The following is a 21,249-nucleotide window of genomic DNA, read 5'->3' on the forward strand; positions in this document are numbered from 1 at the left end:
GCCCTCAAAGCTCTCCGCGCCCGCGCTGATCTTCGGGCGCGAAGGCGAGATCGACAGGCAACGGCGCCTGCGCCGTCATCGGCGCGAAACTGCCGGTCTCGGTGGCGGGCACGGGCCGCACCATGCCGACGCGCCAGAGAACGAACAAGCAGTAGGCGGCGGCAATGACGATTGCCACATAGATGAAGGCCTGCGTGCCATAGATGGCGGAAAGCCCGGTCACAATGCCGGGCACGACGAAGCCGGACAGCGACCAGGCAAACAAGAGCGAGCTCGACAGCGCCACCATGTCGTCCTTGCCGGCGCGGTCGCCAGCATGGGCGCTGGCCAGCGAATAGATCGATTCCGAGGCGCCGTCCCAGACCACGTAGATGACGAGCAGCGTCGCCAGAGCGCCACCGTCGAAACCCAGTGCAAACAGGCCCGCCGCGGCGGCAAGCGCCGACGCCGCGATCAGCACAAAGCGCCGGTCGGTGCGGTCGGAAATCCAGCCGAGGGGAATCTGCAGGATCAGCGTGCCGACCGGCATTGCCGAAAGCAGCAAGGCGACGTCGGCCTGGCTGTAGCCTCTGGCGGTGGCATGGATTGGCGCAAAACCCGAAATCGTCATCGACAGGCCGCCGACGGCAAGCATGCCGGCAACGCCGACCGGCGAGATTCGCCAGGCGCGGCCGAGCGCCACCGACGCCGCTTGCGGCGCCGGTGGCTGCGCGAGCCGCGTCAGCCCGACGGGAAGGATCGACAGCGCGGTGAAGGCAATGCCGATCAGCGGCGCATCGGCCGCGCGGATATCGATCAACGCCAGCGTCGAATAGCCGACGCCGAGTCCGGCGACATAGGCAACGTAGAAGATAGCCATGACCCGGCCGCGGATGGCGTTTGCGACGACATCGTTCAGCCAGCTCTGCGCGACAATGAACAGGCCGCATATGGCAAAGCCGTAGAGCGCCCGTGCAGCGATCCATGGCAATGGGTGCGGCCCGGCGCCGACCGCGGCGTTGGACAGCACGATCAGCGCCGACAGTACCATGAACACGCGGGCATGGCCGACACGCCGCACCAGCGGCCCGGTCAGGATGCAGCCAGCGAGGCCGCCAGCCGAAAGGCCGGTGACGATCAGCCCCGCCCAAGTCGGATCGAAGCCCTCGGCGCCGAGCCGGACTGGGATATAGGCGAACATGAGCCCATTGCCGACGGCGATCAGCGCCATCGACAAGAGGATGCTGGCAATGGCGATCGAGGGCGCCGGCTGCCCTAGACCGTTCTTGTCCTGGTCGCGCTCGAGAATCGTCATGACCGAGGATCGCCCATCAAGCAGGTCAAGGCAGCGGCAAATGCGACATGGCTGGACTTGCCTTCCGCCCGCTCAGCCCTTTGCCACATTGCGGATCGCGCTCGACGACAGCGACGAACGCGGGCCGTGGATGAAGGTCCAGGCCGGCGCGTTCATGCGGGCGAGCCGCGGTGCGTCGCCTTCGTCGACGCGGGCATAGTCGAAAGTCTTGGCGACCACGGACGACAGGAACGACAGCGTCGCACCTGGCCGGTCGACCACCGCGATCGGGAACGTCATCACGATACGGCGCCAGCGCTGCCAGCGGTGGAAGTCGCGAAGCGAATCGGCCCCCATGATCCAGACGAAATCGACGCCGGGGTTACGCGCCTTGACCAACGCCAGCGTGTCGGCGGTGAAGCGGACGTGGTGGGCCGCCTCGAAGGCGGTGACCTTGATCTTCGGGTTCTTGGCGATCTTTTCAGACAGCTGCAGCCGCTCGGCCAGCGGCGCAAGTTCACCAGCGTTCTTGAGCGGATTGCCGGGCGTCACCATCCACCACAGCTGGTCGAGAGCAAGGCGTCTGAGTGCGATCTCGGCGACCAGCGCATGCCCGGCGTGCGGCGGATTGAACGAACCGCCAAACAGCCCGACCGCCACGCCTTTCCCGGCATGCGGCATCTTGAGGTAACGGGAGGATATGGCATGTTCGGACAAGGCAAGCATGCGTCAGGCACCCCCCTCTGCCCTGCCGGGCATCTCCCCCTCAAGGGGGGAGATTGTCAGCTTCAATGACAGCTTGAATTCTGCCCGCCCGGCAATTGGCGAAATCGCGAACGAGAGCTGATCTCCCCCCTTGAGGGGGAGATGTCCGGCAGGACAGAGGGGGGTGGCTGGGCGCAAGGCTTCAGGTTCTTTGAACACAAAGCTTCAAGGCCTCACCTGTCCCGACCCGCGTACACGATATTTGAACGACGTCAGTTGCTCGACGCCGACCGGTCCGCGGGCATGCATCTTGCCGGTGGCGATGCCGATTTCGGCGCCCATGCCGAATTCGCCGCCATCGGCAAACTGGGTCGAGGCGTTGTGCAGAAGGATCGCCGAATCGACCTCGTTGAAGAACCGGTCGACCGCTGTGGCGTCCTCGGCGACGATCGCCTCGGTGTGATGCGAGGAGAACGTCTCGATATGCTCGATCGCGCCGCCAATGCCGTCGACCAGCTTCACAGCGATGATCGCGTCGAGATATTCGGTCACCCAGTCTGCATCGGTCGCGGGCTGGGCATCGGCATAAAGCCTCAGCACCTCGGCATCGGCATGGATCTCGCATCCTGCCGCCCGTAGGGCCTCCAGGATCGGCACCAGGTGCGTGACGGCGACGGTACGGTCGACCAGCAGCGTCTCGGCAGCGCCGCACACCCCGGTGCGCCGCATCTTGGCATTGACCGCGATCTTGACCGCCATGTCGAGATCAGCCGATCGGTCGATATAGAGATGGCAGATGCCCTCGAGATGGGCGAAGACCGGCACCCGCGCCTCCTTCTGCACACGCTCGACCAGGCTGCGGCCGCCGCGCGGAATGATGACCTCGAGATTGCCGGAAAGCCCTTTCAGCATTTCGCCGACGGCGGCGCGATCGGTGGTCGGCACCAATTGTATGGCATCCTCCGGCAGCCCGGCTGCCTTCAGCCCCTCGACCAGGCAGGCATGGATCGCGGCGGAAGAATTCGCTGAATCCGAGCCGCCGCGCAGGATCACCGGATTGCCCGCCTTGAGGCAGAGCGAACCGGCATCGGCGGTCACGTTCGGCCGGCTCTCATAGATGACGCCGATGACGCCTAGCGGCGTGCGCACCCGTTCGATGTGCAACCCGTTCGGCCGGTCCCATCCAGCAATGATTTCGCCGATTGGGTCGCGCAACTCGGCGATCTCGCTGATGCCGTCTGCCATGGCGCGGATGCGGACGGGATCGAGCTTCAGCCGATCCATCGACGCTGCCGATAGGCCAGCCTCCTCGCCATTTCTGATGTCGATTGCGTTGGCGTCGAGGATATCCTGCTCATGCCGAAGGATCGCCTGAGCCATGCCGACCAGCGCCTTGTGCTTGCGCTCGGCCGCTGCGATGGCCAGCGGTCGGGCCGCGGCATGCGCGCGGCGGCCGATATCGGCCATCAGCGCGACGGTGTCATCCCGGGATTTTTCATGCAGCGTCAGCATGGCTCATCCTCCGCTATGTAACCTGGTCACCGACTACTTGCTCACCACCGGCATGGCTCACCACAAGGTCGTCGCGGTGGATCATCGCCGAACGCGCCTCGTAGCCGAGCACGGTTTCGATCTCGGTCGTCTTCAGCCCAGCGATCCTTACGGCATCGGCGGCATCATAGGCAACCAGCCCGCGCGCTATCTCGCGGCCCTCGGGCGACAGGATCGCCACCGTGTCGCCACGCGCAAAATTGCCGCTGACCAATTTGACGCCGGCCGGCAGCAGCGACTTGCCGGAGAGCAGCGCGCCGATGGCGCCGGCATCGACGGTCAGCCGGCCAGCCGGTTCGAGCTGCCCGGCGATCCAGGTCTTGTAACCTTTGACCGGGCTGCTGCTCGGCCGGAAGAAGGTGGCGCGCTCGCCGCGCTCGATTGCCAGCAGCGGCGACAGCCGCGTGCCTGATGTGATGATCATGGCGGTGCCGGCGGCGGTTGCAATCTTGCCGGCATCGAGCTTGGTGCGCATGCCGCCGCGCGACAATTCCGAAGCGGCGGCACCCGCCATCGCCTCGATGTCGGGGGTGATGCGGTCGACGATCGGAATGAACCGAGCGTGCGGGTCACGCGCAGGCGGTGCCGTGTAGAGCCCGTCAATGTCGGAGAGCAGCACCAAAAGGTCGGCGCCCATCATGGTGGCGACGCGCGCCGCCAGCCGGTCGTTATCGCCATAACGGATTTCGGAGGTGGCCACCGTATCGTTCTCGTTGATGACCGGCACCGCCTTCATCTTGAGCAGCGTCGAGATCGTCGCCCGCGCGTTGAGATAACGGCGGCGCTCTTCCGTGTCGCCGAGCGTCAACAGGATCTGGCCCGATTTCAAACCATTCTTGCCGAGCGCATCCGACCAGGCGCCGGCCAAGGCGATCTGCCCGACGGCGGCCGCCGCCTGGCTCTCCTCGAGCTTCAGCGCCCGCTTGCCGAGGCCGAGGATGGTGCGGCCAAGTGCAATCGCACCGGAAGACACAACGAGAATTTCGGCGCCGCCATTGGCCAGCACGGCGATGTCGTCGGCAAGCGAGGCCAGCCAGTCGCGCTTCAGGCCCGTCGTGCGGTCGACAAGCAGCGCCGAGCCGATCTTGACGGCAATGCGCCGATAATTTTTCAGCGATTGCGCGGCCATGGCTATGCGTTCCAGCGCGTCTCGACCGGCGCAGCGACAGCTTCGCGCGCCTCCGCCACCACAGCCATCAGCGCGCGCAACACCGCCTCGACGCCCTCGCCGGTGACCGCCGAAAGCAGCATCGGCGCGCGGCCGGCGGCGCGTTTCAGCGAGGCGGCCTTCTTTTTGCGTGCGTCGGCATCGAGTATGTCGACCTGCGAAAGAGCGACGATCTCGACCTTGTCGGTCAGCCCGTTGCCATAGGCGTCGAGTTCGGCGCGCACGGTCTTGTAGGCCTTGCCCGGATTTTCTTCCTGCGCCGAGACGAGGTGCAGAAGGACGCGCGTGCGTTCGACATGGCCGAGAAAGCGGTCACCGATGCCGACGCCTTCATGCGCGCCTTCGATCAGGCCGGGAATGTCGGCAATGACGAATTCGCGCCCGTCGATGCGGGCCACGCCAAGGCCCGGATGCAGCGTGGTGAAGGGATAGTCGGCGATCTTCGGCTTGGCCGCGGTGACGGCCGCCAGGAAGGTCGACTTGCCGGCATTGGGCAGCCCGACCAGGCCGGCATCGGCGATCAGCTTCAGCCTGAGCCAGATATTGAGCTCTTCGCCCGGCAGTCCGGGGTTGGCGCGGCGCGGCGCCTGGTTGGTCGAGGTCTTGAAATGCTGGTTGCCGAAGCCGCCATTGCCGCCCTTGGCCAACAGGAAGCGCTGGCCGACGACCGTCAGATCGCAGATCAGCGTCTCATTGTCCTCGGCAAAGACCTGTGTTCCGGCCGGCACTTTCAGCGTCACGTCGGCACCCTTGGCGCCGGTCATGTTGCGGCCCATGCCGTGCGTCCCGGTCTTGGCCTTGAAATGCTGCTGGTAGCGATAGTCGATCAGCGTGTTTAGTCCGTCGACCGCCTCCACCCAGACATCGCCGCCGCGGCCGCCGTCGCCGCCGTCCGGGCCGCCGAACTCGATGAACTTTTCGCGCCGGAACGACACCGAACCGGCGCCGCCGTCGCCGGAGCGGATGTAGACCTTGGCTTGATCGAGAAATTTCATCGGATTGTATGGTTTCTGCTATTGGCTTTGCGGGATTGCTCTAAAGCAAGGCGGGTCGAAGGGCGAGGGCCGTTTTTGCTACTGTAACGTCGCGCGTATCTCTGGACGCGTAGCATTTGGTTGACCCTTGCCGAAAATCGATCTTCGGCTTTCCAAGCGCGAGATGTCGGAATGAAGCTGGTAACTTACAATATCCACTACGGCATCGGCCTCGACGGCCGCTATGATGTCGGTCGCATCGCCGATGCGGTGCGCGGCGCCGACGTGATCGCGCTGCAGGAGGTCACCCGCGCCAACCCGAAGAATGGCGGCCGCGACATGGTGGCCGAGCTCGGCGAGGCGCTGCCCGACTATTTTGCCGTCTACGGCAGCAATTTCGAAGCCGACGCCGGATCGCGCCTGGAGAACGGCCGCGCCATCACGACCACCTTCCAGCTCGGCAACATGGTGCTGTCGAGAACGCCGATCCATCTGTCGCGCAATCTCCTTTTGCCGCGCAGCCGCAGTTTCGAGGCGATGAACTTCCAGCGCGGCGCGCTGGAGGCGCTGATCGAAACGCCGCTTGGCTTCGTCCGCTTCTATTCCACTCATCTCGACCATCGCAGCCCGGTCGAACGCCTGAGCCAGATCCGCTTTCTGCGCGAACGCCTGTTGAACTACCCGCTCGAGGGCGGTGGGCTCTCCGGCGTCGCCGAGATCGGCTTACCGGACTTGCCTTGTCCCGAAGCCTTCGTCGTCATGGGCGACTTCAACATGCTCGCCGGATCGCCGGAACACGTCGAACTCGCCGGCCAGCCTGACCATGAATTCGGCATGCCGGTGACCGCCGACCTCGCCGTCGATGCCGCCGCGCGCCTCGGCGCGGCCGGCGCCGATCTCGTCACCTGGGTCGACCCCAAGCGGCCGGGCGATGCCAGCCGCCACAAGCGCATCGACTACATCTTCACCAGCGCCTCGCTTACCAAATCGCTGAGGCGCCTGTGGGTCGACCGGCAAGCGGCCGGTTCGGATCACTTGCCGGTCTGGGTCGAGATGGCGTGAGCCGCATCCATCAAAAATGCACCCAATTCCTGAGGCTGGTCCAGGTCTTGCGATCGAGGCGGTAGCGCTCGACCGGCACCTGGCCGGCAACGATCGAATTCAGCATGCCCTGGCCGGCATACTGGAAGCCGCATTTGTGGATGACCCGGCGCGAGGCCGGATTGATCACCCGCGTCGAGGCGTGCAGCACCTGGATCGTGGTTCTCTGGAAGGCAAGGTCGACCAGTGCGTGCGCTGCCTCCGTCGCGTAGCCGCGTTTCCAGTACGGCTCGCCGATCCAATAGCCGAGCTCCAGCCCGCGATCCGTGGTGTTGAGCCCGGCACAGCCGACGAAGGTCTCGGTGCCGGCCAGCGTCAACGCATAGGCGATTCCGGCCCGGCGCGATGCCGTCATAGCCAGGAAAGCGCGTGCCTCGGCCTCGCCATAGGGATGCGGCATGCGGGCCAGCATTTCCGCGACATGGCGGTTATCGGCGAGCGCCACCAATTGCTCGATGTCGCTTTCACGCGGGGTCCGCATGACCAGCCGCTCGGTGACCAGGACCGGGCAATCTATCGCGTAACTTTCGTCGTCTGTCGCTTCCGCTTCGGCAACCATGTCAGTCCTCCAGGCAAGAAAAAGGGGAGATGGAAACCCATCTCCCCTGATCCATTTCCTGGCTTGGCCAGACACCGGTCCCGAGATGGGTGCCGGTGTTCTCTTGCGGAACCGGCTACTCCGCTGCCTTCGTCATCGGGTTCACCGATACGTAGGTTCGGCCATTGGCTTTTTTGTTGAAGGTGACTGCGCCAGCTTCCAGCGCAAACAGCGTGTGGTCCGTGCCAATGCCGACATTGGTGCCGGGATGCCACGTCGTGCCACGCTGACGAATGATGATGTTGCCTGGAATCACGGCTTCGCCGCCGAATTTCTTCACGCCGAGCCGCTTGGAATGGGAGTCGCGACCATTGCGCGACGATCCGCCAGCTTTCTTGTGTGCCATCTAACTACTCCGATGCGCCGCGAGGCGCCTAAACGATCTTATGAACGCGTTCGCGTTCCGTTTCAAGTCCGATCCGGCGACGATTGCGCCAGTTCGTTCTACTTCTTCGCCAATTCCTTGGCCTGCTCGCGCCAGTCCTTGATCTGGTCGGCGCTGAACGGCATGTGCTCGTCGATCTTGGCGACATCCTTGTCGGACAGCTTGGCGATCTGGGCGAAGGTGGTGATGCCCTGTTCGTTGAGCTGGCCGGCGGCAACCGGGCCGATGCCCTTGATCACCGTCAGATCGTCCGGCTCGCCCTTCGGCGCCTTGAACAACGGCGCGGCGGCTTCGGCAGCCTTGTCCCCGGTCGTCTCGGCCTTGCCTTCCTTCTTCGGCGCAGCCTCTGCCTTGGCTGCGGCCTTCGGCGCAGCTTCAGCCTTCGCCTCGGTCTTGGCGGCAACTTCGGCCTTCGCTTCGGTCTTGGCGGCGGTCTTCTTCGCCGGCTTGGCGCCATCCAGCAGGATCTCGGCGATCCTGACAGTGGTCAAAAGCTGGCGATGGCCGATCTTGCGGCGCGAATTCTGCCGGCGACGCTTCTTGAAGGCGATGACCGTGCGGTTCTTGCCCTGCTCGACGACTTCGGCGGTGACCATCGCACCATCGACGAACGGCGCGCCGAACGTGACGTTCTCGCCTTCGCCATGCGCGAGCACATTGCCGATTTCGACGATGTCGCCGACATTGGCTTCGAGTTTTTCGATCTTCAGGAGATCGTTGGCGGCAACGCGATACTGCTTGCCGCCCGTTTTGATGACTGCGAACATTTTTTGCCTTTCGCTGTTCGGTCGGCCTTGATGAACCGCCTGAGGCGGTTCGGCCGTCTTTTTGTCAGTCTGCGGGTTCAAAAAACAAGCGGCGCGGAAGATCCCTCCACGCCGATTGCGCGCTGTCCCTAACCGAAGGTTCGGCTTGAGTCAAGGCAAGCGCCGCGGGCAAGCTGCGAATGGGCTGAGCCCAGTCCGGCAAACATGGAACATCGGGCACCGCAGCTTTGAACGCAGCACGGACGGGAACCTGCGGCGCCGGGGCAGATTGGCCCTTGTAACCTGCCTGTCCAGCCGTTATCTAGTGCGCCGCGCCGGCAACGGCGGACCATGACCGCGGAGAGGTGGCAGAGTGGTCGAATGCACCGCACTCGAAATGCGGCATGGGTGCAAGCCCATCGGGGGTTCGAATCCCTCCCTCTCCGCCAGTGATCCTAATTTCATTTTTTGATTTTTGCCTGCCGAACTCAGCCATAAATGCTCGTGAAGCCGCGGAGCTCAATTGCAGCCCGGCGTTAACCCTTGGCCCGCTAGGTCGTTGACCAAGCAACCGAGCGGTGTTGCGGAAGGTTGTCGGTTCGCAATGTGGGTCAAGCGAGCGTCAGCTGGATCGTGTATTTGGTGATCGACCCGTCGCGAACCTACCCACGACCTCATCGAGCACATGGAACGGAGCAAGAAACCACTTTCGTGGTCGCATTGGATGGTGGCTGGGTTCCGTCGCGAGCAGTTGCTGATCAACGCGGTGACTTGTGTCTGGGTCGGCAAGTTCACCAAAAATCACCGAGCGATGCACTAACTGCTGGAGTGCGCCCCGCCTTCGACGTATAAATGGCGCTACATTCCGGGAGGAAGAGCCATGAATGCAGTGCCTCAATGGTGGCTTGCAGGCGACTGGTTCGACATCTGCAGCTGCGATATCCCTTGCCCTTGCGAGTTCGCCCAGCGGCCGACCGGCAATCACTGCCAGGGCGTGCTCGCCTGGCATGTACGCGAGGGTCAGTATGGCGACGTGAAGCTCGACGGCCTGTCGCTGGTGGCGCTCGGCGAGTTCGAAGGCAATCTATGGGCCGGCGAGGCAAAGGCTGTGATGGGCATGTACCTCGACGAGAAGGCGAACGAGCGGCAACGTGAAGCCCTGCAGGCGATCTTCGGCGGGCAGGCTGGCGGCTGGCCGGCGGGTTTTGCCGCCAACATCGGCGAGATGCGTGGCATGGAGTTCGTGCCGATCACTTTCGAGGTGGCGGGCGACCTTGCCACCTGGCGGGTCGAGATTCCTGGCCTCGTCGTCGGGCATGCGGAAGCGCTTTCAGGTCCCACAACACCACCCGGCAAGCGGGTGCAGACGATCAACCCGCCGGGCTCGGAGGTCGGCCCGGGCCAGGTTGCCACCTGGGGGCGTTCGGTCGAGGTGAGCACCAAAGGCTTCGGGCTCGACTGGACGGGCACGGCGCGCTCGAGCAAACACATTCCGTTCGACTGGACCGGCCCGAACTAGGACGTGCCGATGCCTGACGCGTTCCCCGGGAAATCGTCGCGGCTCCGGAATTTGCGTGGCATGCCGCTCGGTGTTCTCGCATCGCTCGTCGTGCTAACAGCGGCGGCGTGGGCGCTGACCCTCAGCATGGATATGCCTATGGGCATTGCGGTGCGCGGCGGGATGGAGGGTATGGAAGGCATGGCCGGCATGGCGATGGCAGGAATTGCCGCCGACGGCTGGTCACTTGCCGGCGCCGCCGCCTTTCTTGCTGTATGGACGGTGATGATGGCTGCCATGATGCTGCCGGCGGCCGCGCCCATGATCTTTATGTTCGCGGCGGCGCAGGCCAGGCGCGAACAGCACGTTGCCATCCCGACGTGGATATTCGTCGCGGGTTACATGCTCGTCTGGGCGGCGGCGGGCCTTCTCGTGTATGTCCTGGTCCAGTTCGGAAGCGAGTTTGCGACCAGCCTCGATCCGCCTCAGCGTTCGAAATGGGCGCCGCTCGCGCTCGGTATCACGCTTGGCGTCGCCGGACTCTACCAATTCACGACCCTCAAGCACATTTGCCTCAGCCATTGCCGTTCGCCGCTCGCTTTCGTTGCGCAGCATTGGCGCGACGGGCGGGTTGGCGCACTCGAGATGGGGCTGCGGCACGGGCTCTATTGCTTTGGTTGCTGCTGGGCGCTGTTTGCCGTGCTGGTCGCGGTGGGCATCATGAGCGTCGCCTGGATGCTGCTGTTGACGCTGGTCGTCTTCGTCGAGAAGCTGCTGCAGCGCGGCCGCCGCTTCGAAGTTGCTTTGGGCATTGCGCTGATGGCCCTCGGGATCGCTGTATCGTTCGGCGCGATCGAGATGCCTTGGATGAGCGGCTAGCCCCCAGCCGGGTGGTGAAATTCCAAACATATCGGTCCTTAAGGATAAGGGCGGGTCGTTGTGTTTGGCGAACCGATACTAGCAGCTGGCAGCCCTCTGATCGGGTCGGTGATGGCTCAAGATGGCAGACTATGCAGCCTTCCGCCGCAATTGGCTCACACTCAGCCACACCGCCGAAACCAGGAAGTAGAGGGCGCCTACTGCGGCATAGCCGGCCACGTTGGTGATGGATGGCGGCATCGGCATCCGCGCCTGCGCGATGAAAAACGTGCCTGCCAGTGCTGATTGCCCTCCGCTCAGGATCATCGCCCACTGCGCGCCAGAGCTCTTCCAACGGCGGACCGCGGTGCCGAGTTGAAGCAGGCCAGACAGGATCGCCCATAGGCCGAACACCCCGAGCACCCAATTCATGCTCATCTTCAGCGCAACAACGACCGCGAGCGTTGTCGCCACACTGACCACGACGTTGATGGTCTGGGTGCGATTCTGTCCCAATCCTCCGCTGCGCGATGCGTCGACAAAATTGGCGAGGGCATCCCATGCAGGATAAGCCACGAGCAAAACCGCCGCCGCCACCCCGGAATTCTGTCCCACTGTAAAGGCAGCCGCCACCCAGACAGCCGAGACCGCCGTCCGTGCGAAGTAATAGAGCTTGAGCCATTGTTTCTGGCTGGCGCGGGAAAGATCGCTATTGTGAACCGTCATTGGATGTCCTTTCGACTAGTAGGTAGGGCTCTCGACGAACGTCGCAGAGCCGTTACGGCTATGGTTAGTTGAGATCTTAGGATTGTATCTGGAGGGAACGCGGAGCGAGCCGCTCCAGGAGCGGGCGTGTCACGACGGCGAATATCTTCGGATCGCCATAGGCCCGTGCCGAAAGCATCGCGCCGTGGACAGTCGCCATGAACGCTTCAGCCTCGGCACGAGGGGTACTCATCAGTTGAAATCGGCCGAGCCGCGCACCGCGCTCCAGCACGGATGTCAGCCAAGCCGACAGGGAGCGGAAATGCGCCCGGACCTCAAGGCCAACTTCCTCGGGCAGCACGGGGAGTTCGCTTGCCAACAGCGCGCAGATACAAAACGGAGCGCTGGCATCCGCGATGCAGACTTCCCAATAGCCAGCGTAGTCCTGAAGCTGTTCGAGCGGATCGGAGACCTGAAGTTCGAGATTCGCCATCCCCGCTTCAGCTTCTTCCCGATACCGCGCAACCAGCGTTCGGACCAGATCGACCTTGCTTGGGAAATGGTGATGGATGCTCGCCTTACGAATCCCGACCACATCAGCGATGTCGGCATAACTGAAACCGTTGTAGCCGCCAGCGACGATCAGAGAACGCGCACAAGCCAGGATGTCGTCGGAGGTAGTAGACGCGTTGCCCATGCCCTTACCTACCTTCTGGTAGGATGGCAGTCAAGCCCTCTTGCAACGCAACGACCAAAGAGAGAGCAGTAGCGTGGAATTGGGTGGCTATGGCGTAGACGTTAGTCGATGTTCCTTGTGTCTCGGCCGCGATCAATTCAAAAAAGCGTCCGGTGTTTGTCGATCGAAGTAGCCGTCCCACTTCGACGAGAAGGCAACACCCTCCGGCCGACCGGACCACGGCTAATCGCCGCGCGGATCTGGGCGTTTGCACCGACCGCGCTATCTCCCCATCGTTAGCCCTTGCTCTATCGCTGGTTGAGATCGGGAGGTTTCCATGGATCGGCGACTATTTTTGACAGGAATGTTTGGCATTGCCGGGGCCGCGGCCCTTGCAAGCACAGTTCGGCCAATCAACGCAGTGGCCGGCGTTCCAACTGCCAGAAGCGGCATTCTCGATGAACTCGAGGCGCCGGATGTCGAGACCTTCGACGACGACGAAACTCAAGCAGAGTTGCAACCAGTCTATCATCGCCGGTGGCACCGGCCGCGTCGGCGCCGCCGGCGCGCTTGGAGAAGGGTATGTCGCGTTTACTGGCGAAACGGCTATCGGCGCAGACGGTGCTTCCGCAGGCGCGTCTGGGTCTGGTTTCGATTCTAGCAACTGGCCGGCTTGAACCCTGGCCATCGCGGCCGGGGTTTTCGCCTCAGGCGACCGTTAGCGCCCTTAGAGAGTTTGTCTGACGGCGCGCCGGAGGAGGCTGACGGTGTTTGCAGGTTTCAGAGCCACCAGCTTGCGACTGGACTATACGACCATTTTCGCAAGGGTCGGTGGCACCGGTCCGCCGCTGCTGCTTCTTCACGGTTTTCCAGAGACGCATCTGATGTGGAGGGATATCGCCGCAGCCTTGGCGCCCCGCTTCACGGTGGTCGCCGCCGACCTTCGAGGCTATGGCCAAAGCGGATGCCCGGTTTCCTCTGCCGATCATAGCCAATACGCCAAGCGCGCCATGGCCGGCGACATGGTTCAAGCCATGAAGCAGCTGGGGTTTGAGCGGTTCATGGTTGCCGGGCATGATCGCGGCGGGCGGGTTGCCTATCGCCTGGCGCTCGACCATCCCGACAAAGTGCTCAAAATCGCCGTCCTCGACATCGTCCCCACCGCCGCAACATGGGATCGGGCGGATGCCAGGCTGGCGCTCGGCTTCTGGCCCTGGAGCCTGCTTGCCCAGCCGGAGCCCCTGCCGGAACGTCTGATCGGCGCGGCTCCCGATGCAGTCGTCGACGATGCAATAACGCAATGGGGATCGTCGACGAAAATGGGCTCCAAAGAGGTCAGGGACGCCTATGTTGATGCGCTTCGCGATCCCGCGCATATTCATGCGATCTGCGAAGAGTATCGCGCCGCTGCGACGATCGATCGTGAACATGACGCGCTGAACCAGGCAAACGGTCGTCGCATCGAGTGCCCGCTAATGGCGCTATGGAGTGGCGAAGGCGCCCTGGAGAACTGGTATGCGCAAGAAGGCGGGCCGCTGGCTATCTGGAGGAAATGGGCTGACAGAGTGGAAGGACGCGCTGTCCAAGGCGGGCACTTTTTCCCAGAAGAGCACCCCGACACGATAGCAGCGGTTCTCTCGGAATTCTTCGAGGACAAATAGGACGGTCAGGACAGAGGGTTGTAGAGGTCACATGCTTCAGTTACGCGGAACCTCGGGAGTGCTTCGCGGCCCCAGGTCGAGCATCCTCCGATATTCGTCTGTCCGGCATCAACGTGCTTGATAAGAGAATGAAGCCGATCTCCATGGCCACGCCTGTGATATGCAGCCTGATGTTTGTCGGAAGTTGTGCATCGCCTTTGCCTGCATCCTTTGATGCTGCGAAATACGACAAGATGAGTTGCGTCGAGCTCAACGTGGCGATCGGCACGGTCGCTGACGAGATGTCGGCAACAGCCATCGCTCGCGGCAAAGTCGTCCACACCAACATTCCGGATTGGCTGTGGGGAGGGCAGCGTGTCGCCTCGACCGTCGCTGCCCGCCAGAGCGCGAAGATCGAGCGCTTGCGGCAGCAGGAGGCTGCGATTGTGGCGGCGAGACGAAGCAGGTGCTGATTGCGTCACTGAAGTGGGTCTTCAGCCCGCCACACCGGACTGATGCGCAGCGATCGCGCCGAGGAATATCTCGCCGAAATCCTTGAGCTTGGCGGCGCCGACGCCGTTGACCGCGGCGAAGGCGTCCAGATCACGCGGGCAGCGTTCGGCCATATCGATCAGCGTACGATCCGAAAAGATCACGAAGGCCGGCACTTGGCGTTCCCGGGCAAGACGCAGCCGTACCCCCTTGAGCGCGGCCAGCAGTGCCGAATCCAGACCTTCCGTGCCTGCTGCGGTATCCTCAGGACGTATCTTGCCTCGCGATGACTGGCGCGCATCCACGCGATACCGGAACGAGGCCTCGCCCCGGGCCAGCGCACGGCCCTTTTCGGCAATGACGAGGCCGCCATGGCCGGCTGAGTCCAATGTCAGGAACCCTCCCGCGACGAGTTGGCGGAGCAGCGACATCAAGAGATTCTTCTTATGCGCCACACCGGTGCCGAAGCTGGCAAGCCTGTGGTGGTTCCTGGCCAGGACCTTCTCGGTCTCATGGCCGAGCAGGACATCGACGACATGGGCGGCACCAAAGCGCTCGCCGGTCTGTGCGATCGCCGCCAGGATGATCCGCGCCTCGGCGTCGCCATCCGCATGCGGCGCCTGGTCGAGGCAGTTGTCGCAATTGCCGCAAGGCGAAGCACTTTCGCCGAAATAGCCAAGCAGGATCTGGCGGCGGCACTGCGCCGTCTCGCAATAGCCCATCAACGTATCGAGCCGGCCATGCGCGCGCCTCTTGTGCTCCGCCGGTGCGCCCTCGTCGTCGATGAAAAGCCGGCGCATACGGATGTCGCCGAGACCGAAGAGCATATGCGCCTCGGCCGCCCGCCCGTCGCGGCCCGCCCGCCCGATTTCCTGATAGTAGGCTTCCAAGCTGCCCGGCAGGTCGGTGTGGAAGACATAGGCGACGTCCGGCTTGTCGATCCCCATGCCGAAGGCGATGGTCGCCACCATCACCACCCCGGACAAGGTCATGAAAGCGTTTTGATGCGCTTCACGCGCGTCCTTGCTCATGCCGGCATGATAGGCGAGCGCGCGTACGCCGTTCCGCTCGAGGAACGCCGCCATCTCTTCGGTCTTTTTGCGCGACAGGCAATAGACGATCCCGCTTCGGCCGGCATGGCGCTGCACGAAATTCAGCAATTGGCGCTTGCTGTCCTGCTTGGGCTCGATGCTTAGCTTGATGTTCGGTCGGTCGAAGCCGAGCACCACGGTATCGATGCGCCCGTCGAACAGTTGCGCGGCAATGTCGGTGCGCGTCGTCTCGTCCGCAGTCGCCGTCAGCGCAATGATCGGCACATCGGGGAAGATGCCGCGCAGCCGCGACAATTCTTCGTATTCGCGCCGGAACACCGGTCCCCATTGCGAGATGCAATGTGCCTCGTCGATGGCGATCAGCCGGACATCGAGCTTGGTCAACGCCTCGAGCATCCGCGGGGTCATCAGCCGCTCCGGCGCAAGATAGAGCAGCCGTGTCTGCCCTGCCGCGACGCGGCGCCATGCAGCGACATTGGCATCGCGGTCGAGCGAGGAATTGATCGTATCGGCCGCCACACCGGCAAGGCGCAATGCGGCGACCTGGTCCTGCATCAGCGCTACCAGCGGCGAAACGACAATGGTGAGCCCGCCCAGCACCAGCGCCGGGACCTGGTAGCAGAGCGATTTGCCCGCACCCGTCGGCATGACGGCCAGTACATGATGCCCGGCCAGCAGCGCCTCCATCACGGCCGCCTGGCCGAGACGAAAATCATCGAAGCCGAAGACATCCTTCAGGACGCGCCGCTTGGAATCCTCTGCCGGGATGCTCGCCGCAATCTGCATTACAGAACTTTCGGGGATACGACCTGCCGAAATTCCCCGGCGAATCGCCGGGTGATTGCCTGGACAGCAGATTCGAACATTTATTGACCCCTCTGGTCCTGTCCTCGGCACCGCCTGAAGCGAACTTCTCTCTCATTGGCCGATATCAGACCGTCGTTCCAGCCCCTATTCGCCTTAGCTGTGAATATCGCGCCGCCTCGGAGCGGTTAATCCTATCTTCACCATCATTCGGCAGGTTCAGGTTCTGCGGTGATGTTTGAGTACCGCGGCGCCACAAGCGCCCAGGCAACACGCCCGCGTCTCTCCGGAGGCGCGGGTTTTTCGTTCCGAGAACTGACAGCCTGATCTTCGGGCCCGCAGCTCAGTCGAGGAAATCGGCGCGGGGCGGCGTAAAGTTGTCGACCAGTCGTCCCGCCTCCAGTGCCTTGACGCCATGGACCAGGTTGGAAGGAACGATGAAGCTGCTTCCGGTTTCCAAGATCTCGGTCCTGCCGTCGATGGTGACCTCGAAGCGGCCTTCGGCGACGTAGCTCGCCTGGACATGCGGATGCGAATGCAGCGCGCCGACGCCGCCCTTGTCGAAGGCGAACTCGACCATCATCAGTTCGTCCGTGTGCAGGAGCACGCGCCTGCGGTTGCCATCCGGCGTCGGCGTCCACGCACCCTCGCCGGCATGCGAGAAGATCTTGGTTCCGGTCATCGCCAAACTCTCATCTTTGTTGTTCATCGCGCCAGCCAGCCACCGTCCACCGGCATCACCGCGCCGTGCATATAGTTCGACGCCGGCGCCAGCAGGAAGACGGCTGCGTCGCCGATGTCTTCCGGCGCGCCCCAGCGCCCGGCCGGAATGCGCGCCAGGATCGAAGCGCTGCGGTCGGGATCGGCACGCAGCGCCTCGGTGTTGTTGGTCTCGATATAGCCTGGCGCAATGCCGTTGACGTTGATGCCCTTTGCCGCCCATTCGCAGGCGAGCAGTCGGGTGATGCCGAGCACGCCATGTTTGGAGGCGGTGTAGGAGGCGACGCGGATGCCACCCTGAAAACTCAGCACCGAAGCGATGTTGACGATCTTGCCACGCCGTCCCGGGTCGGCAAGCACGCGCCTGGCAAAACTCTGGCTGAGGAAGAACACCGTCTTGAGGTTGACGCCGATGACGTCGTCCCAGTCGGCTTCGGTCAAGTCGACCGCATCGGCACGCCGGATGATGCCGGCATTGTTGACCAGGCCGTCGAGCGGCCCCGTATCGTCCCAGACGCGGTCAAGCATCGCCTGGGCGGCGGCATCATCGCCAAGGTCCCAGCGGACCGCCTCGAAGCGTCCGCCGGCCGCCGCAATCTTCTCCGCCGTCTCGTCCATCGCCGAGCGACCGACGCCGACGACCGCGCCGCCGGCACGCGCGATCGACACGGCGATGCCCTGGCCGATGCCGGTATTGGCGCCGGTGACGAGGATACGCTTGCCGGCAAGGCTGAAGGCCGAGAGGTCGCTCACTTGAGCTCCTCCATCGCCACCAGGTCGACATCGGTATAGTCGAGATTGTCGCCGGCCATCGCCCAGATGAAGGCGTAGTTCGAGGTGCCGGCGCCCGAATGGATCGACCATCCCGGCGACAGCACCGCCTCCTCGTTGCGCACGACGAGATGACGCGTTTCGTCCGGTTCGCCCATGAAGTGAAACACCCGCGCCGTCTCCGGCAGGTCGAAATAGAGATAGGCCTCCATGCGCCGGTCATGCACATGGCACGGCATGGTGTTCCAGACCGAACCGGGGGCAAGCTGGGTCATGCCGACGACCAGCTGACAGGTCTTCACGCCGTCGGCATGGATGAACTGAAAGATCGAGCGCTCGTTGGAGGTCGCCTGGCTGCCGAGATCGAGCCGCTTGGCATCGCCGATGCGGATCAGCCGGTTGGGATGGCTCTGATGCGCCGGCGCGCTGAGCAGGTAGAACTTAGCCGGCTCAGCCGGATTGGTGGCAGCGAACGACACCTCATCGGTGCCCATGCCTAGATAGAGCATGTCGCGCGCCTGCAGCTCGTAGGATTGGCCGCTGGCTTTCACGACGCCTGCACCGGCGATGTTGACGATGATCATCTCGCGGCGGTCGAGAAAATTCTTGGTCCCGGTTGGCTTGATCGCCTGCAGCGGCAGCGGCGCGCCGGCGGGCATGGCACCGCCGACGATCATGCGGTCGTAATGGGTGTAGGTCAGGCCGATACGGCCTGGCTGGAACAAGTCCTCGATCAGAAAATTGTGACGCAGTTCGTCCGTGCCCATCGCCGCGGCAGAAACAGGATCGATGGCAAAGCGCGAGGTGAAATCCGTATGATTGTCAGTGTGATTCATTGCTGTCCCATGGAGCTGCCTCAATTGCTTATTCAGTTGCCGCGGCCTTGACCGAGTCGGCATAAAACACCTGACGCGCGTGCAGGCGTTCGCGATAGCGCTGCTGGCTGGCACCGAGATGCGCGCGCATCGCCTCCCGTGCCGCCTCGGCATCGCCTGCCGAGATGGCATTGAGGATCATCAGGTGTTCGCGCTGCAGGCCGCGCTGGTAGGCATCGGACTGCGCGAATTCGGTCGACCAGGGCGAGGTCACATCGCAAGGGATAGCGCGCCGGCCGAGCACATCGAGCATCTCGACATAGAACGGATTGTTGGTGGCGCTGGCGATTGCGCGGTGGAAGGCGAGGTCGGCCGGTCCCGTCGGCTCGCTGTTGAGGAGCAGCCGTTCGAACTCGAAGAAGGCCTCCTGGATCGCCGCTTCCTGTGCGGCGTTACGGCGGAGGGCAGCGAGCCCGGCGGATTCGATCTCGATGGCCAACCTGACTTCGAGCACGTTGAGGGCGATCGAATCCTTGCTGCCCATCTCTGCTGCCAGAGCACCGAACGCTGTCGAGATATGCTCGGTGACGAAGACGCCGGCGCCTTGGCGCGGTTCGACCAGGCCGTCCGCGGCGAGCTTGGCCAGCGCCTCGCGTATCACGGTGCGGCTGACCCCGAAGGTTTCAGTCAACTGGCCCTCGGTCGGCAGCTTTTGCCCAGGCTGGATCTCGCCCGCCTGCAACTGCTTGCGGATCGCCGCGACGACGGTTTCCGAAAGCTTCGGTCTTCGTTCGACGCGGAGCCCGACTGCGGTGTCCGATGCCATGTCGCACCCCTATTTGAAGACGCTCGGCAGCCATAGCGAAATGGCTGGAATGTAAGTGACGAGCGCCAGCACCACGAGGCCTGCGCCATAGAACGGCCAGATCGAGCGCATCGATTCCCAGACGGATATCTTGCCCACGGCACACGCCACGAACTGCACTGCGCCCACCGGCGGCGTGTTCAGCCCGATGCCGAAATTGAGGATCATGATGACGCCGAAATGCACCGGATCGACGCCGTAGGCCTGCGCCACGGGCAGGAAGATCGGCGTGCAAATGATGATCGTCGGCCCCATGTCCATGAACGTGCCGAGGAACAGCATCAAGAGGTTGAGCAGCAGAAGCACGACCAGCGGATCGTCCGAGATCGCGTTCATGGAGGCTATCAGCGCTGCCGGTACTTTCAGGAAGGCCATCAGCCACGAGAATGCCGCCGCCATGCCGATGATAAGCAGCACCATGGCCGTGGTGCGCACGGCGCCATGGGTGGCATGAACGAACCCTTCCCAGGTCATCTGCCGGTAAACGAAGACAGTCACGAGCAGCGCATAGATGACGGCGATACAGGAACTCTCGGTGGCCGTGAAGACGCCCGATCGTACGCCGCCGAAGATGATCGCGATCAGCAGCAGGCCGGGCACCGCGACGGCGAAAAGATGCGCGACCGCGGTGAAGCCCGGAAACGGCTCGGTCGGATAGCCGCGGGAGCGCGCCACGAAATAAGCGGTGACCATCAGTGACAGGGCCAGCAGCAGGCCCGGGATGATGCCGGCCGTGAACAGATCGGCGATGGAGATCTTTCCGCCTGCCGAGATCGCGTAGATGATCATGTTGTGCGACGGCGGCAGCAGCAGCGCGATCAGCGCCGCCATCGACGTGACGTTGACGGCGTAGTCCGCTCCATATCCACGCGCCTTCATCTGCGGGATCATCAGGCCGCCCACCGCGGCTGCCTCCGCCACCGCGGAGCCCGAAATGCCGCCGAATAGTGTAGCGGTCGCGATGTTGACCTGCCCGAGGCCGCCGCGCAAATGGCCGACGAGCGAGCCGGCGAAGGCAACGATCTTGCTGGCGATGCCGCCGCGCACCATCAAGTCGCCGGCGTAGATGAAAAACGGAATGGCCAGCAGCGAAAAGACGCTCATGCCGGAATTCAGGCGCTGGAAGACGATCAGCGGCGGCAGGCCCATATAGAGGACGGTGGCCAGGCTTGCGACGCCGAGGCAGAAAGCGATCGGCGTGCCGATAAGCATCAGCAGGGTGAAGACGCCGAAGAGAATCCACAGTTCCATGGCGTCAGACCTTCACGTTGGCGGTGTCGAGTTCGGCTGCGACTTCGGCCGGCGGCAATTCATCGAGGGCATCGTCGATCGGCGCGCCGGAGAGGCGAAGCACGATGCGCTCCAGCGTGAAGAGCACGATGAGCGCGCCTCCCGCGACAAGCGGGACATAGTCCCAGCCCCCCGATATGCCGAGTGACGGCAAGACAGAGCCCCAGGTCAATGCGACCAGCTGGCTGCCATACCAGATCATGCCGATGCCGAAGGCGAGCGCGACGAGGTCCGAAATCATCCGCAGCCAGCGCTTGCCGCCTTTTGGCAGCACGTAGAGCAGGACGTCGAAGCCGAGATGATAGTTCTCGCGCACGCCGACGGCAGCGCCGAGGAAAATGAACCAGCTCATCAGCATCACCGAGCCCGGCTCGGTCCAGCTCGGCGAACGATTCAGAACATAGCGGCCGAACACTTGCCAGGCGACGAAGGCGGTCATCAGCACCAGCCCGATGCCGGCGATCGACAGCGCCGCCGTGCTGACGCGCGACATCACTTGCGCGACGCCGGACAGGAGCGGTCTTGGTTTTAGGCTGGAAGTCACCGGTTTTCTCCGCAAGAG

At 63.5% G+C, this 21,249-nt stretch carries 22 protein-coding genes and 1 tRNA gene; 6 read left to right on the plus strand and 17 right to left on the minus strand.

The window, feature by feature from the left end; genetic code table 11:
* Positions 1-4 precede the first annotated feature (4 nt).
* From NKH63_RS07175 to obgE, 5 genes are all read right to left on the minus strand, one after another.
* Entirely contained in the window at positions 5-1,294 is a 1,290-nt protein-coding gene (locus NKH63_RS07175; RefSeq protein ID WP_023719677.1) for an MFS transporter, read from the minus strand.
* Between the two features lie 72 nt (positions 1,295-1,366).
* Positions 1,367-1,954, minus strand: a complete 588-nt coding sequence (locus NKH63_RS07180) for a nicotinate-nucleotide adenylyltransferase (protein WP_031194203.1) — start codon at positions 1,952-1,954, stop codon at positions 1,367-1,369.
* 249 nt (positions 1,955-2,203) lie between these two features.
* Positions 2,204-3,490: a glutamate-5-semialdehyde dehydrogenase gene (locus NKH63_RS07185; protein WP_352917746.1), complete on the minus strand. Its 1,287-nt coding sequence runs from the start codon at positions 3,488-3,490 to the stop codon at positions 2,204-2,206.
* A 13-nt stretch (positions 3,491-3,503) separates the two neighbouring features.
* A complete protein-coding gene (proB, locus tag NKH63_RS07190; protein WP_023719680.1) occupies positions 3,504-4,658 on the minus strand; it encodes a glutamate 5-kinase in 1,155 nt (384 codons plus the stop codon).
* 2 nt (positions 4,659-4,660) lie between these two features.
* Entirely contained in the window at positions 4,661-5,692 is a 1,032-nt protein-coding gene (gene obgE / locus NKH63_RS07195; RefSeq protein WP_023719681.1) for a GTPase ObgE, read from the minus strand.
* 171 nt (positions 5,693-5,863) lie between these two features.
* Here obgE and NKH63_RS07200 point away from each other — a divergent pair, with 171 nt between their 5' ends.
* The gene (locus NKH63_RS07200) at positions 5,864-6,733 is read left to right on the plus strand and encodes an endonuclease/exonuclease/phosphatase family protein (RefSeq protein WP_352588214.1); all 870 of its coding nucleotides are present in this window, start codon (positions 5,864-5,866) and stop codon (positions 6,731-6,733) included.
* Positions 6,734-6,743: 10 nt separating this feature from the next.
* Here the strand turns inward: NKH63_RS07200 and NKH63_RS07205 are convergent, their stop codons facing one another.
* The 3 genes from NKH63_RS07205 to NKH63_RS07215 form a co-directional block, all read right to left on the minus strand.
* Complete coding sequence (locus NKH63_RS07205) at positions 6,744-7,331, minus strand: GNAT family N-acetyltransferase (RefSeq protein ID WP_352588211.1); 588 nt, start codon at positions 7,329-7,331, stop codon at positions 6,744-6,746.
* Positions 7,332-7,446: 115 nt separating this feature from the next.
* Positions 7,447-7,716 (minus strand): 50S ribosomal protein L27, encoded by a 270-nt coding sequence (gene rpmA, locus NKH63_RS07210; RefSeq protein ID WP_023678077.1) that lies wholly within the window; start codon positions 7,714-7,716, stop codon positions 7,447-7,449.
* Positions 7,717-7,814: 98 nt separating this feature from the next.
* Positions 7,815-8,522, minus strand: a complete 708-nt coding sequence (locus NKH63_RS07215) for a 50S ribosomal protein L21 (RefSeq protein WP_352917747.1) — start codon at positions 8,520-8,522, stop codon at positions 7,815-7,817.
* Between the two features lie 338 nt (positions 8,523-8,860).
* Between NKH63_RS07215 and NKH63_RS07220 the strand changes: the two genes are divergently transcribed.
* The 3 genes from NKH63_RS07220 (at position 8,861) to NKH63_RS07230 (ending at position 10,878) form a co-directional block, all read left to right on the plus strand.
* A tRNA-Ser gene (locus NKH63_RS07220) sits at positions 8,861-8,950 on the plus strand.
* 431 nt (positions 8,951-9,381) lie between these two features.
* Positions 9,382-10,020: a DUF1326 domain-containing protein gene (locus NKH63_RS07225; protein WP_352588206.1), complete on the plus strand. Its 639-nt coding sequence runs from the start codon at positions 9,382-9,384 to the stop codon at positions 10,018-10,020.
* A gap of 9 nt (positions 10,021-10,029) precedes the next feature.
* Complete coding sequence (locus tag NKH63_RS07230; RefSeq protein WP_352547127.1) at positions 10,030-10,878, plus strand: DUF2182 domain-containing protein; 849 nt, start codon at positions 10,030-10,032, stop codon at positions 10,876-10,878.
* Between the two features lie 129 nt (positions 10,879-11,007).
* Here NKH63_RS07230 and NKH63_RS07235 read toward each other — a convergent pair whose 3' ends face one another.
* Both NKH63_RS07235 and NKH63_RS07240 read right to left on the minus strand, forming a co-directional pair.
* Positions 11,008-11,583 (minus strand): DUF308 domain-containing protein, encoded by a 576-nt coding sequence (locus tag NKH63_RS07235; RefSeq protein ID WP_352917748.1) that lies wholly within the window; start codon positions 11,581-11,583, stop codon positions 11,008-11,010.
* Between the two features lie 76 nt (positions 11,584-11,659).
* Complete coding sequence (locus tag NKH63_RS07240) at positions 11,660-12,259, minus strand: TetR/AcrR family transcriptional regulator (RefSeq protein WP_352815004.1); 600 nt, start codon at positions 12,257-12,259, stop codon at positions 11,660-11,662.
* A 746-nt stretch (positions 12,260-13,005) separates the two neighbouring features.
* On the opposite strand from NKH63_RS07240, the gene NKH63_RS07245 reads away from it, so the two are divergent.
* Positions 13,006-13,899, plus strand: coding sequence for an alpha/beta fold hydrolase (locus NKH63_RS07245; RefSeq protein WP_352917749.1), 894 nt, complete (start codon positions 13,006-13,008; stop codon positions 13,897-13,899).
* A gap of 128 nt (positions 13,900-14,027) precedes the next feature.
* The gene (locus tag NKH63_RS07250) at positions 14,028-14,351 is read left to right on the plus strand and encodes a hypothetical protein (protein ID WP_352917750.1); all 324 of its coding nucleotides are present in this window, start codon (positions 14,028-14,030) and stop codon (positions 14,349-14,351) included.
* A 21-nt stretch (positions 14,352-14,372) separates the two neighbouring features.
* Here the strand turns inward: NKH63_RS07250 and recQ are convergent, their stop codons facing one another.
* From recQ to NKH63_RS07285, 7 genes are all read right to left on the minus strand, one after another.
* Positions 14,373-16,208 (minus strand): DNA helicase RecQ, encoded by a 1,836-nt coding sequence (gene recQ, locus NKH63_RS07255; protein WP_352917751.1) that lies wholly within the window; start codon positions 16,206-16,208, stop codon positions 14,373-14,375.
* Between the two features lie 361 nt (positions 16,209-16,569).
* Positions 16,570-16,908, minus strand: coding sequence for a cupin domain-containing protein (locus tag NKH63_RS07260; RefSeq protein WP_023719692.1), 339 nt, complete (start codon positions 16,906-16,908; stop codon positions 16,570-16,572).
* Between the two features lie 23 nt (positions 16,909-16,931).
* Entirely contained in the window at positions 16,932-17,699 is a 768-nt protein-coding gene (kduD, locus tag NKH63_RS07265) for a 2-dehydro-3-deoxy-D-gluconate 5-dehydrogenase KduD (RefSeq protein ID WP_352815001.1), read from the minus strand.
* A complete protein-coding gene (gene kduI, locus NKH63_RS07270; RefSeq protein ID WP_352814999.1) occupies positions 17,696-18,553 on the minus strand; it encodes a 5-dehydro-4-deoxy-D-glucuronate isomerase in 858 nt (285 codons plus the stop codon). The genes kduD and kduI overlap by 4 nt, the downstream gene beginning before the upstream one ends.
* 28 nt (positions 18,554-18,581) lie before the next feature.
* A complete protein-coding gene (locus NKH63_RS07275) occupies positions 18,582-19,358 on the minus strand; it encodes a FadR/GntR family transcriptional regulator (protein ID WP_352480962.1) in 777 nt (258 codons plus the stop codon).
* Positions 19,359-19,367: 9 nt separating this feature from the next.
* A complete protein-coding gene (locus tag NKH63_RS07280) occupies positions 19,368-20,648 on the minus strand; it encodes a TRAP transporter large permease (RefSeq protein WP_023719696.1) in 1,281 nt (426 codons plus the stop codon).
* Between the two features lie 4 nt (positions 20,649-20,652).
* Entirely contained in the window at positions 20,653-21,180 is a 528-nt protein-coding gene (locus NKH63_RS07285) for a TRAP transporter small permease (RefSeq protein ID WP_023719697.1), read from the minus strand.
* Positions 21,181-21,249: the final 69 nt, after the last annotated feature.

Source organism: Mesorhizobium sp. M0960, from assembly GCF_040319055.1.
GTDB lineage: Bacteria > Pseudomonadota > Alphaproteobacteria > Rhizobiales > Rhizobiaceae > Mesorhizobium.

Bases quoted from the DNA above. Each gene is read 5' to 3' on its own strand.
- NKH63_RS07180 (WP_031194203.1), bottom strand. From the start codon at position 1,954: ATGCCGCATGCCGGGAAAGGCGTGGCGGTCGGGCTGTTTGGCGGTTCG.
- obgE (WP_023719681.1), bottom strand. From the start codon at position 5,692: ATGAAATTTCTCGATCAAGCCAAGGTCTACATCCGCTCCGGCGACGGC.
- NKH63_RS07285 (WP_023719697.1), bottom strand. From the start codon at position 21,180: ATGTCGCGCGTCAGCACGGCGGCGCTGTCGATCGCCGGCATCGGGCTG.
- NKH63_RS07185 (WP_352917746.1), bottom strand. From the start codon at position 3,490: ATGCTGACGCTGCATGAAAAATCCCGGGATGACACCGTCGCGCTGATG.
- kduI (WP_352814999.1), bottom strand. From the start codon at position 18,553: ATGAATCACACTGACAATCATACGGATTTCACCTCGCGCTTTGCCATC.
- NKH63_RS07235 (WP_352917748.1), bottom strand. From the start codon at position 11,583: ATGACGGTTCACAATAGCGATCTTTCCCGCGCCAGCCAGAAACAATGG.
- rpmA (WP_023678077.1), bottom strand. From the start codon at position 7,716: ATGGCACACAAGAAAGCTGGCGGATCGTCGCGCAATGGTCGCGACTCC.
- NKH63_RS07240 (WP_352815004.1), bottom strand. From the start codon at position 12,259: ATGGGCAACGCGTCTACTACCTCCGACGACATCCTGGCTTGTGCGCGT.
- NKH63_RS07175 (WP_023719677.1), bottom strand. From the start codon at position 1,294: ATGACGATTCTCGAGCGCGACCAGGACAAGAACGGTCTAGGGCAGCCG.
- NKH63_RS07280 (WP_023719696.1), bottom strand. From the start codon at position 20,648: ATGGAACTGTGGATTCTCTTCGGCGTCTTCACCCTGCTGATGCTTATC.
- NKH63_RS07200 (WP_352588214.1), top strand. From the start codon at position 5,864: ATGAAGCTGGTAACTTACAATATCCACTACGGCATCGGCCTCGACGGC.
- NKH63_RS07215 (WP_352917747.1), bottom strand. From the start codon at position 8,522: ATGTTCGCAGTCATCAAAACGGGCGGCAAGCAGTATCGCGTTGCCGCC.
- NKH63_RS07260 (WP_023719692.1), bottom strand. From the start codon at position 16,908: ATGACCGGAACCAAGATCTTCTCGCATGCCGGCGAGGGTGCGTGGACG.
- NKH63_RS07275 (WP_352480962.1), bottom strand. From the start codon at position 19,358: ATGGCATCGGACACCGCAGTCGGGCTCCGCGTCGAACGAAGACCGAAG.
- recQ (WP_352917751.1), bottom strand. From the start codon at position 16,208: ATGCAGATTGCGGCGAGCATCCCGGCAGAGGATTCCAAGCGGCGCGTC.
- NKH63_RS07230 (WP_352547127.1), top strand. From the start codon at position 10,030: ATGCCTGACGCGTTCCCCGGGAAATCGTCGCGGCTCCGGAATTTGCGT.
- NKH63_RS07205 (WP_352588211.1), bottom strand. From the start codon at position 7,331: ATGGTTGCCGAAGCGGAAGCGACAGACGACGAAAGTTACGCGATAGAT.
- NKH63_RS07225 (WP_352588206.1), top strand. From the start codon at position 9,382: ATGAATGCAGTGCCTCAATGGTGGCTTGCAGGCGACTGGTTCGACATC.
- proB (WP_023719680.1), bottom strand. From the start codon at position 4,658: ATGGCCGCGCAATCGCTGAAAAATTATCGGCGCATTGCCGTCAAGATC.
- NKH63_RS07250 (WP_352917750.1), top strand. From the start codon at position 14,028: ATGAAGCCGATCTCCATGGCCACGCCTGTGATATGCAGCCTGATGTTT.